Annotated in this window: 10 protein-coding genes; 3 read left to right on the top strand and 7 right to left on the bottom strand. The window is 48.4% G+C overall.

From position 1 onward, the window contains the following. Positions 1–11 precede the first annotated feature (11 nt). The 5 genes from NF543_RS15115 to blaOXA all read right to left on the bottom strand — a co-directional run bounded on the left by NF543_RS15115 (position 12) and on the right by blaOXA (position 7,431). Entirely contained in the window at positions 12–3,341 is a 3,330-nt protein-coding gene (locus NF543_RS15115; protein ID WP_257668944.1) for a TonB-dependent receptor, read from the bottom strand. Positions 3,342–3,494: 153 nt separating this feature from the next. Then, positions 3,495–4,565, bottom strand: a complete 1,071-nt coding sequence (locus NF543_RS15110) for a FecR family protein (protein ID WP_257668945.1) — start codon at positions 4,563–4,565, stop codon at positions 3,495–3,497. 88 nt (positions 4,566–4,653) lie between these two features. Further along, positions 4,654–5,193, bottom strand: a complete 540-nt coding sequence (locus NF543_RS15105) for an RNA polymerase sigma-70 factor (RefSeq protein ID WP_257668946.1) — start codon at positions 5,191–5,193, stop codon at positions 4,654–4,656. 148 nt (positions 5,194–5,341) lie between these two features. Further along, positions 5,342–6,544 carry a DUF5005 domain-containing protein gene (locus NF543_RS15100; protein WP_257668947.1) on the bottom strand — a complete coding sequence of 401 codons (1,203 nt, stop codon included), beginning with the start codon at positions 6,542–6,544 and terminating at the stop codon, positions 5,342–5,344. A 53-nt stretch (positions 6,545–6,597) separates the two neighbouring features. Next, on the bottom strand, positions 6,598–7,431 hold the full coding sequence (blaOXA, locus tag NF543_RS15095; protein ID WP_257668948.1) for a class D beta-lactamase: 834 nt from the start codon (positions 7,429–7,431) through the stop codon (positions 6,598–6,600). A gap of 155 nt (positions 7,432–7,586) precedes the next feature. Between blaOXA and NF543_RS15090 the strand changes: the two genes are divergently transcribed. The 3 genes from NF543_RS15090 to NF543_RS15080 all read left to right on the top strand — a co-directional run bounded on the left by NF543_RS15090 (position 7,587) and on the right by NF543_RS15080 (position 10,947). Then, on the top strand, positions 7,587–9,323 hold the full coding sequence (locus NF543_RS15090; protein ID WP_257668949.1) for a thiamine pyrophosphate-dependent enzyme: 1,737 nt from the start codon (positions 7,587–7,589) through the stop codon (positions 9,321–9,323). A 178-nt stretch (positions 9,324–9,501) separates the two neighbouring features. Continuing rightward, positions 9,502–9,642: a hypothetical protein gene (locus tag NF543_RS15085; RefSeq protein ID WP_257668950.1), complete on the top strand. Its 141-nt coding sequence runs from the start codon at positions 9,502–9,504 to the stop codon at positions 9,640–9,642. 222 nt (positions 9,643–9,864) lie between these two features. Continuing rightward, positions 9,865–10,947, top strand: a complete 1,083-nt coding sequence (locus NF543_RS15080) for an SGNH/GDSL hydrolase family protein (RefSeq protein WP_257668951.1) — start codon at positions 9,865–9,867, stop codon at positions 10,945–10,947. A gap of 105 nt (positions 10,948–11,052) precedes the next feature. Here NF543_RS15080 and NF543_RS15075 read toward each other — a convergent pair whose 3' ends face one another. Continuing rightward, positions 11,053–11,583: a GNAT family N-acetyltransferase gene (locus tag NF543_RS15075; protein ID WP_257668952.1), complete on the bottom strand. Its 531-nt coding sequence runs from the start codon at positions 11,581–11,583 to the stop codon at positions 11,053–11,055. 179 nt (positions 11,584–11,762) lie between these two features. After that, positions 11,763–11,933: a hypothetical protein gene (locus NF543_RS15070; protein WP_257668953.1), complete on the bottom strand. Its 171-nt coding sequence runs from the start codon at positions 11,931–11,933 to the stop codon at positions 11,763–11,765. Positions 11,934–12,031 lie beyond the last annotated feature (98 nt).

Here is a 12,031-nt window from a genome sequence, read left to right as displayed (position 1 = left end):
ACCAACTTATATTATAAAGCGAGCTGAAGGCCAAATGTGTACGTCCGCAAGGTAGGCAGGGCCGCCGAACGTACCGCACCAAAAGGATTTACTTGGGATACGATGCTGCGATCAAAACGCGGTGTTTCGGGATCCAACCCACGGTATTTCGTAAACGTCAGTAGATTCTGACCCTGGAAATAAATGCTCAATTGCTTGATGTTCAATTGCCTCACCAAGGACGAGATGTCGTATCTCAGCGAAAGGTTTTTCAGGCGTACATAGGAAGCATCTCCCCATACAGCACTTGAATACCGGTAATAATCTCTGAAATTCCCATAAGCATCACTGCTTGAAAGGGCTGTTGCCCGCGGTATATCCGTGATATCCCCGGGAGCCCGCCACCTGTCCAGCGCGCTCACATCCACATTGGTTAGGGCACCGTATGGAAAAGCCTGCGGCCCATAGTTGAGGTAAGGGCCTTCTTGTTTGACAAATTGAAACAGGAAGTTTAGGGAAATATTCTTGTAGCGGAGGTCGTTGCTCAAACCACCGTAGAAATTAGGCATCAGGTTCCCCAGGGTGATGTAATCGCCCGGTGCGGATAACGAACCATTGCCATCCACATCCCGATATTGGCCAATCCCCGTTTGGGGATCTACCCCAGTAAAATCGAAGCCCTTTACAATACGGATGGATTCTCCAACCGTGTAGCTGTTTGCATCCGGCGAGCTTTCGAGGTTTGGAAATTCCAACAGGACGTTTCTGGGGATGGTGAGGTTAAGTCCCGACGACCAACTGAAGTGGCCTTTCGAAAAATTGGTGGAGTTGATGTCAAACTCCCAGCCGGAGTTTTCTACCAACGCAGGCTGGTTGGCAATATATGAGGTAAATCCGGTTTGCGGGGCAAGGCTTACCCCCACCAATTGGTTGTCTGATCGGTTGTTGTAATATCCGGTGTTGACAAGCAAACGGTCATTGAAAAAGCCCAGTTCTAAAGCGGCTTCAAATTTTCTGTTTTCTTCCCATCCATAGTCTGGGTTGTACACCCGCGCTGGATATTGCCCACTGATTCCTTGGTAGGCAAATCCCGAACTCCACGTATCCAAATATTGATAGTTCCCGATCTGATCATTGCCCGTGATGCCATAGCTTGTCCGCAATTTTCCAAAGCTGAGGAATGGCAGGTGGTCAGTAGCAAAGTCTTCACTTGAAAATACCCAAGCAAGGCCCAGTGATCCAAAGTTGCCATAGCGTCTTCCCGGGCCGAAACGTGAGGATCCGTCCCTCCGCAAATTGATGTTGGCCAAATATTTATCGGCTAAGTTGTAGTTTATCCTGCCAAAGATCGCTTGATATCGGTAATCTGAGGCGTTGAAATTCCTTACTATCAAACTACCTGCAGCCTGCATGTTGTCCAGCTGCGCATCACTGGCATACGATGTGCCATATAAATAATGCCCTTCATTGACACTTTGCTGCCATGTGCCGCCCAGCAAAAATTTGAATGTGCTCCGGTTGACGTTTACGAGGTAATTCAGCTGTGGTTCTACAATGTATGACTGCATGTCCGAAAAACCATAGGATCCCGAGCTACCTGGGTATGTTACTGGGTTAAATGACGGCTTAGGTAAGGTCTCTATTTGATCCATCCCCCGCTTGGTGTACCCAAGGCTAGTCTTGATGTCAAGATTGCGGAATAGTTCATATTCCAGCACCGCATTACTTATCAAGTTGCTGGTTTTGGAGTTGCTTGAGCGATGCTCAAATGCAAAAGGGTTTTGCATGGATGTGCCAAACCAATAGAGCTCCCCGCTCTCCGTATAGATGGGATAATTGGGTACTTGGTTATAATATTGCGACAGATCGGTCGTGATGGAATTATTATGGTCAGCAGCATAGTTTACAGATGCATTGATGGTAAATTTACCATCTTCTGAACGGTGGTTGATATTGAGGTGCGAAGAGCCTCGCTGGTACGTCAGGCTACCCGGCATCACATTACCTTGGTTCAGGTAATTGCCGCTGATGAGAAAACGTGTACGTTCATTTCCTCCCGAGAAAGATAGCTGCGCCTGCGTCATCGGAGCGGAATGCCCCATGAGTTCCTTTTGCCAATCCGTGCTGGCCTGTTGGTCCCACAGCAGCAGATCGGGCGCGTTATTTTCGGTCGGCTCAGCGCCATCATTGGCAAAGGCTTCCCGGCGAAGTTCCAAGTATTGGTCGGTGCTGAGCATATCCAACGCATCTGCCGCCTTGGTCCATCCGGAGTAGAGGTTGAAATCAACAGTCATTTTGCCCGGTGTGCCTTTTTTCGTGGTGATCAGGATTACACCGTTGGCACCGCGTGAACCGTAGATGGCGGTGGCATCTGCGTCTTTGAGCACATCTATCCGTTCGATATCGGCGGGATTGATACTGTTTAGTGGGTTTTGTCTGCCACTGGCTCCGTTAAACTGGTTCAAGGGTTCATCGGAAAACGGGACCCCATCAATGATAAACAACGGATTGTTTCCGGATTTTATCGAGTTCTCACCACGCAATTGCACATTGAAGGAAGCTCCCGGCATCCCACTCATCGATGAGATCATCAAGCCGGAGACCCGTCCTTGAAGTGCTGCCAACGGATTAACGATCGGTTGGTTGGCAATGTCGGTGCCGGTGATGCTGGCGACTGATCCCGTATTAAGCCGTTGGGTAGTCGTGCCATATCCGATGACAACTACTTCATCCAAATTGCCAAGGTCTTGAACCATTTGGATCCGCATGAAGGTAGTTGAAGACAGCAACTCCTGTGTTTTTAAACCCAAAAAAGAAAACTGTAAGGGTAGCGGCCCCCCGGTTATGGTCAACTTGAACCGCCCATCTTGGCCGGTTACTGTGGTGGTATTCCTACCTTTCACAGACACATTCACCCCGGGCAATGGATTGCCGTTTTCGTCACGTACTTCGCCCGTGATGACGTCCTGCTGTTGGTTGGTCTTGGAGGCTTGTTTGTCCAGCTTTCTGATGACGATGGTTTGTTGGAAAATCTTGTAGGAAAACGGTTTGTCTCCAAATAAATCGTCCAGCACCTTTTTGATGGAAGCATTTCGCATATTGACAGTCAGTTTCCCCATCTCGACGATTTCTTCGCCATCGTATACGAAGTGAAAGTCCGTCTGATTTTCTATCGACTTCAGTACTTCTTCGACCCCTACATCCTTCTGGTTCAGATTTATACGCTGGCTATATACACTTGCACTTACTTGCACAAAACATACAATCAGCAATAGGGTAGTCAATTTCATGATTAAGAGTAGTTTGGGTGGCAATAGTGGCACGCCATAGGGCGTTCTTGCATAGAACGTATTAATTTTCATACATTTGTTGTGATTGGGTTAATAAAATTTATCCATTAAAACTTCCAGACCTTAGTTGGTCTGGGTTAACCTGATTTTAGCCGGGCAAGTGGAGCGAACACTTCCCGGTTTTTAGTTTTTTATATATCCGTTATATTGCTACATGGGCATTCGTTAGTTATGTTGGTCCTGTGGATAGATAAGCAGTTCTTTCCCTTTCAACTCATAGGCTACTCCTGCATATTTCAAGATATTCAGTACCTCTTCAAAATGGTTGGATCGGGGTATTTTACCGGTAAGCCGTTTGCTGGGTTTGCCGGATACGTATACGATTTCCACTTGGTACCACCTGGCTATCGGAGCAAGAATTTCATCGATTGCGTCATTTTTGAATTCGAAAAATCCATCTTTCCAAGCAGTTACTTTTCCGGGGTCTACCGTATTGTTTATCTGTATGTCTTTTGAGATATCCTGCACGATGGCCTGCTGGCCGGGGCTCAGGACTTTTTCATTGCCACCCTTACTGATTTTGATCGACCCTTCTATTAAGGTGGTTTTCGCCTCCTGGTCTTCCGGATAAGACGTCACATTAAAATGCGTGCCAAGCACTTCGATTTCGAGCTCGTTTACGGTTACAATGAAAGGCTTTTCCGGGTCTTTTGCCACCTCAAAATAAGCCTCGCCCATTAAGTCAACATGGCGGTCGTTTTTGTTGAACGTGGGTGTGAGCGATAAGCTAGATTCCGCATTTAGCCATACCCTTGTTCCATCGGCGAGCATCACGTCGTATTCGCCACCCTTTGGCGTAGCGATATGATACTGCCCTTCCTCGCCCAAGGGATGTTGCTGGTTCCTGGCTGTGCTGTCTAACGGTAGCTGGCTGCCATCATCCAGTATGAGCATGGCTTTCTTGCTCCCCGGCAGGATGGCATGTGCCGTCAAGGTCTGTCCTGTGCGATCGGATTGAGTCACGAGATAAACGTAGCTGGCAATGGACAACGCAATAGCGATTGAAGCCGCAATCCTAAGCAGATATCGGCCTTTCCGGTCTTTGCGTGCTGTTTTTTCGAGTAGCAATTGCCAGATTTCAGCTTTCGCTTCGTCTTTGCTATCCTGATTTCCTTTGTGTTTAGGCGCGGTAGATGCAACGTATAGATACCAGGATTCGACAAGGCGCTGCTCGTCGGCCGTACAATCGCCATTAAGGTATTTCCTGATTAATTTTTTCGTAACGTTCTTTTCCATACGACCGCTTTAGGCAAGAGCCCTGTTGTTTGACTATACTATTAAGACAGGTAGCCTAGGGAATAGTAGTAGGCCGAACGGAAAAAAATCAACCGATAAAAAAAATAGATAGGGACAACAGGAGGGAGCCGAGTTTCATCCGGAGGACTTTCAACGCATTGCTCACCTGTTTTTTAACTGTTTTTTCAGAGATTTCCAGCTTATGCGCGATTTGCTTATAGCTCTGATCTTCCTCTCTGCTGAGCTGGAAAACCACGCGCATTTTGGCGGGTAGGTTATTTACCTCCGCTTCGATCAAGCGCTGGAGCTCCTTTGCGCGGACATCGTCTTCTGTGATGCAATGGTAGGCTGAGGAAGAAGCTTCCAAATAGGTCCGGTAGCTGTTTCTTGTCTGATTTTTCTCAATAAGGTTCAGTACCCTATTGCGCACGGCAGTATACAAATATGCGGATAGTGAAGTATGCAATTCCAGTTGTGGGGCTTTGTTCCATAGGGATAGAAAAACCTCTTGAATGATGTCTTTTACTTCCTCTTCATCGCCAATCATACGCATGGCATGCCTATATAGCAGCTCCCAATAGCGATCATATACCGCTTTGAACGCGGCATGGTCTTTATTCCGTATCATGCGGAAAAGATTGTGGTCGGTTATTTCAGTATGGTGGGGCATGTGTATACTTCCAAGACGAAGATACTACAAAAAACGAAGTCTACCATGCAGTTTTTGTATTTTCATCCTTTCAATCCCTCACTCTATGTTCCAGCTTGCTAAACCTTTACTCCCATATCAGCCGTATAAATTTCGGAGCAAACGTGTCTGGCTCCTCACTGAAATCCTTCAGGAAGTCAAAGGAGTTTACATGGTAGCTGATGAGCAATTCTCCTTTTTTGGAGAGATGTGGATGCGCCTTGGCATTATAGGCAAACAACGTTTTCTTACGTGCCGGTTCCGGGCATTCAAATACCGGAATGATTGGCCCGAAAGGACCAATGGGGCTTTCTCCCACCCGCAGCCCGATGAGCGGTTCAATGCCATTTTTTTGGAATATAAGTGCAAAGCGACCATCGGGAAGCGGTGTTATGCTCAGCTCATTGGAAACATTGGAAGTCAACTTAGCCGCATGCTGTATGTTTTTATCCCAGTCCTTTCCATTCCAATAGGCCCACTGCTCAAAATCTTCCATTTCGCTGGGCAACACCCTCGCCACCAGTAAATCTTTGGCCCCGCCCCGCACCCCATAGACGTATACATAGCCATCGGGGTTGGGAGCACCAGCCCATGCCGTGTTTACCAAAATGCCAGCACCGAAAGAATAGGCCTCCTGATTTGCGGATTCCTCCGCAAACAAAGGGGTCTCAAGCTGTCGATGTCGCGCAAAGGGCGGCCTATCGTTTTCGTCAACGGCGATTAATACATTTCCACATTCCTTGAACCCAAAGACTTTGGCGCCTGTATTTTTCATGCGGTATGCAAAGAGGTAGGTCGTGTTGCCTTTTTCCCGGTTTACAAACCCATCCCCAAGCCAATAGTAGTTTCCCGTTTCAGCCGACGGCGTGGAGGGCGTAAAAACGGCCGTTCGTTGTGAATCGGCATCATGGGCACTGTAAAATTTGATAGTCTCCTTGTCAACCGTACCGCTTGGGATGAGCGCAACCACGTTGTTGGTCATTCGGCCTCCCGAAGCTATTTTTCCATTGGCCTTGCTTCCCCAAAAACTATCGCTAAACACCAAGAGCGTTTCCGTATGTCGCATGGATTCTACGGTATCCACGCCATTTAGTGGGATGGAAAACAACCCATCTCCACCAATCCATCCGGAGTCGCGATTGAATAGCTGCGTCCATTCCGGGGCCTCCACTACGCGAAAGTCAAGCATGTCGTTTTGCTGTCCATAGCTGTTGGTTATCAACATCAACATACAAAAGACGGCGCTTAACCGCTTCACTAAGTAATTAATTACCAACGCTGCGTGATTCATAATGGTTTCCTTACTTTTATTAACGCTGGCATTAGCGCTTTATGTTAACCCTCTTACATCAATCCCAAATGCGCCAACGCTTCGCGCGTTACCTTCATGCGTCCCGGGATGAACTTGGATAGGTCTTCCTGGTTGACCGGCTCGGCATTCGTAGCGAAATAATACACTTCTCCGCCTGTTTCCAGATAGCCGACAAACCACCCGTTGTTTTCATTATTATCGATGCTCCAGCCCGTCTTGCCGCTAAGTCGATAGCTATCCGTTTCCACTATTTTGAATATATCCAGCATACGCTCATAGGTTGAATCGCTAATGGGCAATTGCTTGGTATAAAAACGTTCTAAAAAGTCAATCTCCTCCATGGGGGATAGCTGGGAAGAGCCTGTCAACCAAAAGTTATCGAGCGTTGCGGAATCGACCAGCATACCCGGGTAATTTAAGGTATCGAGGTAATGTAACATGGTGGCCAACCCCACGTTGCGGGCCACTTCCCGATAGCAGTCTACGCAAGATGCCTGAAAGGCTTCCTTCAAGGTAAAGTCTTTTTCCCAAGATGAAAAGGCACGGGGTTGGCCATCCCAAAAGAATACCGTACTATCTGGGTCTACAACATTGGTTTCCAAAGCGATTAGCGTATTGGGGATCTTAAATGTAGAGGCCGGTAAAAACTTGTTCGTTGCCCATTCAAAATCATTGGAGTAGTACTGCTTATTTTGGGCATCGTAAATCACGATGGTGCCGTCAAGCTCGTGCTGGGCCAATAAGCTGTCAAAGGCGGCAACCGTTTCTTCTTTTCTTTCGTCGGCTTGTGTTTGGGTACGTTCATTACAGCCGGTCAGGGTCGTTATCAATGCCACGCCTATTGGCAGCAAGGCTTTTATATCCATGTGTTTATGATTATATGGTAAATAGTTTGTTTTGTAGTGCGAATCTAAGGAAAAAAGATGCAAAATGGAGCGATTGAGGTCGACGCTTGGTTTTCCAAAACCTTTCGCCTTTGGTTGTGTTGCTTTCTATGAACACACAATCAAAAAAACAGGCCATGGCAAAAAACGTTGCGCATCAAATCATTTCCATTTTAGAAGAAGCGGGTATCAAACGGATTTATGCTGTGACGGGCGATAGCCTCAACCACCTCAACATCGCCGTGCGAAACAGTAAGAACATCGATTGGATCCATGTGCGGCACGAGGAAGCGGGGGCCTATGCTGCGGCGGCTGAAGCCGAGTTGGATGGGTTTGCCTGTTGTGCGGGGAGTAGTGGCCCCGGGCATGTACACCTCATCAACGGCGCCTACGAGGCACAGCGTTCGCACCTGCCGATGCTGGTCATCGCGTCGACGATAGGCACCAACGAAATGGGCTTGGATTACTTCCAGGCGACCGACACGATGAAGCTGTTTGATGACTGCAGCGTATACAACCAGCTCATCACCCGGCCCGAACAGGTAGAGCGAATCGTGCATACGGCCATCCAACATGCCTTTGCCAAGAAAGGTGTGGCAGTAGTAGGCCTGCCGGGCGACATTTCGGAGATGGGCGCCGTCTCCACAGGCCAAACGCTCAAGGCATTCCGTACCCGGCCGATCATCCGGCCTGCCGACGACGAGCTCACCGCATTGGCCAGCTTGGTGAACGCCCATCAAAAGATCATGATTTTCTGTGGCATCGGCGCCAGTGAGGCCAGGCAGCAAGTGGTAGCCCTCGCCCGCAAGCTGAATGCACCCGTGGGCTATTCCTTTCGGGGCAAAATGGCCATCCAACCGAACAACCCCTTTGAAGTGGGCATGACAGGGCTTTTGGGGCAGGCGGCGGCATACCATGCCATGCATGAGGCAGACTTGCTGCTGTTGCTAGGCACCGACTTCCCTTACGAAGCGTTCATGCCGACAAAAAATACGATCGTGCAAATCGACGAAGCGCCGGAGCACCTCGGGCGACGAGCAAGGCTGGAGATGGGGCTATGCGGCGATGTAAAAGATACCATCGAGGCCCTGCTGCCCCTGCTCGACATGAAGGACGATGCCGGCTTCCTGCAGCAACAACTGCTGCGGTATACGAAAGTGAAAGAACAAAACCACATCTATATCGACGACAACGGCAGCGAAGACAACATCCAGCCGGAATACTTGACGCATGTCATCGATAAGGCCACGTCACATGATGCGATATACACGGTCGATACGGGTATGGTCTGCGTATGGGGGGCGCGGTTCATCACCGCCACGGGCGACCGGAAGATGCTGGGATCATTCAACCACGGTTCGATGGCCAATGCCATGCCCATGGCTATCGGTGCGGCCCTAGCCTACCCGGAGCGGCAGGTCATCGCCATGTGCGGCGACGGGGGCCTTTCCATGATGATGGGCGACCTGGCCACCATCCAGCAATACCAGCTACCCATCACCATCATCGTTTACAACAACCGGTCGTTGGGCATGGTAAAGCTCGAGATGCTGGTAGAAGGGATGGAAGACAACGAGACCGACATGCTAAATCCCGATTTTGCGCTCATCGCCCAGGCGATGGGTTTCCCCGGCGAAAATATCCACCAACCCGAAGACGTCCCTTTGGCAGTCCAGCGCGCATTGGCCCACCGCGGTCCTTACCTGCTCAACGTCTTCACCAATCCGAATGCGTTGGCCATGCCACCAAAGGTGGAGCTGGAACAAATGGTGGGTATGGCAAAATCCATGGGCAAGCTCATGCTCAGTGGAAAGATAGGCGAAGTGATGGACACGGTGAAAAGCAACATCAAGCACCTGAAAGAAAAGTTGTGATTGCTGCACTTCCATGTTTCTTTCATTGGTGGCTGATGCATGGTTCCTCCGTTAATCTAATACGTTTTCAACGGCGAGCATACTATTTCCTACCTACCTCCCCTATTTGCGGTTTCGATTGTTTCCTCGCTTGTAAAATTCCTTTAACTCATCGGGCAGTGATGCTAAATAACCTGCTATGCCAATATTGGCGGTCAGTGCTGAGATTAGACGTGTGGAAGAAATCGCTGAAATCTACCGGTTGATGATGAGATTGGTTTCCTTCGGAGCTGCTTCGCGGTCGCTCCAAATCGCTTTCTGGCGCTCTTGCTCGCAATGACGCTGGGTAGTTTTTTAAAAGCGAAATCCCTGAAAAAGGAGGCTCTTTGTTGTTCTAATCGGGTGATTAACTTGGAGGCCGTCAAAAGGTGATGAGTGGGAAGTAAGAAGCCAACCTGCTTGACGTCCGCTGCGTAAAAAAAAAGAGAAATCTGTATACCCAATCAAAAATAGCGCAGTATATTTTTTTATATATTTACAGCCGTCCATGATATCTTAAGCTATGAAGAAACTATTGATAATTGCGTTTATTCTTTTTAACCTCACTTCGTTGACCGCCCAAATGGCAGCGCTCCAATACACCGATGCCCAAAACCTGACATTGATTGGCAAAGCCTTGCCTGATGGCCCCAGTTACCACCGGCTGGATACCGCATCTTTTCCAGCGATCCCTCCGACTGTCAAAAACTTGCTCACGCATTCGGCGGGACTGGCTGTAAGTTTCAGTACCAACAGTACCCAAATTGGGGTGAAGTGGTGCACAAGTCCACGAGCTCCGGGCAATAACATGACGGCCATTGCCTATGAGGGAATGGATTTATACATCAAGCGTAATGGCCAGTGGCAATATGCAGGTGTAGCTCGGCCAAGGACAAATGAATGTAATGAATTTATGGTGCTGGAGAACATGGCACCAGGCGATAAGGAATGCCTACTATACCTGCCACTGTATGATGAGACCCTTTCTTTGCAAATCGGCGTGGAACCGGAGGCTAATCTTATTGCGAAGCCAAATCCCTTTCAAAAAAACATTTTGTTATATGGCTCCAGTATCGTACATGGCGCATCAGCCAGCCGGCCAGGGCTTGCATACCCGGCCAGGCTTTCGCGTGAAACGGGGTACAACGTAATCAATTTGGGCGTGAGCGGCAATGCACGAATGGAACCTGCCGTAGCCGAAATGATTGCTACTATGCAAATGGATGCCTTCATTCTTGACTGTGTGCCCAATTCATCGCCGGAGCAGGTCACTGAGCGTACGGCAAATCTGGTGAAGACCATCCGCGCGCAACATCCCGAGGTACCCATCATTGCCATTCAGAGTATTGTACGCGAAGGAGGTAATTTCAATCGCTCCATCGCCGAACGGGTAGCTGCCCAAAATGCAAATTTCCTGCGCGAAATCAGCCAACTACAGCAGACCGATCGCCACCTCTATCTCATTACCGCAGAGGGATTATTGGGCGACGACCATGAAGGTACCACAGATGGTACGCATCCCAATGATTTGGGCTTTGATCGCATGCTGCAAAAGATAAAACCAGCTATGCAAGACATTCTGGAAAAGTATTCCGGTTTTGAATAATACGGAAGAGGGAGGAACAATCAATTACAATGAGCTTTCAGAACCCCCAGGAAGTGGAGATAGTGCACTTTTTATCAAGAGGACTGAAAGCCTTGTATGTTGAAGTCATTTGTCAGACTTCAAGACTTTTTTCATCATGATATCAGTCTGTTCGTCGTCGCCTAATTTGAAAACATGCTTGTCAAACGCTACAAAGCCATTCTTCTTGTAAAAACTGATTGCTCGCGGGTTTTCCTCCCAAACGCCCAACCAAATGTATTGGGCGCTTTTCTGCTTTGCGATTTCCATTGCCTTTTCATAAAGTGCCTGCCCAACTTTTTTGCCGTGAAACTCTTTTAGCACGTAAATCCTCTCAATTTCAAGAGCCAAATCATTTTTTATTTCCGTTTGCGATTGCCCAACATTCAGTTTTAAATAACCGGTTACCTTATCATCAATCAAGGCAAAATAAAATTCTGAATTTTCGGTGTTGAGTTCGGCAGTCAATTTCTCCATGGAAAAGCCCTCGTCTAAATACGTTGCCATGTTTTCTTTGGTGTTCCCCGCCGAAAAAGTTTCGTAAAATGTTTGCCTACCTATCGTTTGTAACTGCTCAATGTCGTTTAGCGTTACTTTTTCGGTTTTTATACGCACCATATTTTTTCACTATTGGATGGTCTTCAATCCCGCCGCACCAATTCCTGTCCACACGGCATAAGCAAGTCTATTATCCTTTTTGCATCAAAATTACGTTAAATTGGATTGTATTTGTAATCCAATCTCAACAAAATGGATAATCCAATTTAGGGGGCGGCGTATGCCACCCCCTGTTTTTATTATTTCCGCCGCTGCCAGCGTTGCAACAGCAGGCTTACGCCGAAACTCACCACCGCACCGATGGCTGCCAGCACGGCGGTTTTCAGTACATCGTGCAGGCCCAACTGGCCTAGTATGCCCAGCAACGTACCGCCGGTGGTGCCGATACTAACCTGTTGGTTCGCTTTCATCGTCGCCCCCTTCCTTGGCGGCGCTTTCCACCGCTTCCAATACGCCCAATGCGAGGGCGAGGTACTTGGCCACCGCCACCACTTTGGGCGGCAGTTTC

The organism is Parapedobacter tibetensis, assembly GCF_024704835.1.
GTDB lineage: Bacteria > Bacteroidota > Bacteroidia > Sphingobacteriales > Sphingobacteriaceae > Parapedobacter > Parapedobacter tibetensis.
This window is presented reverse-complemented; position numbering and strand designations above follow the sequence as displayed.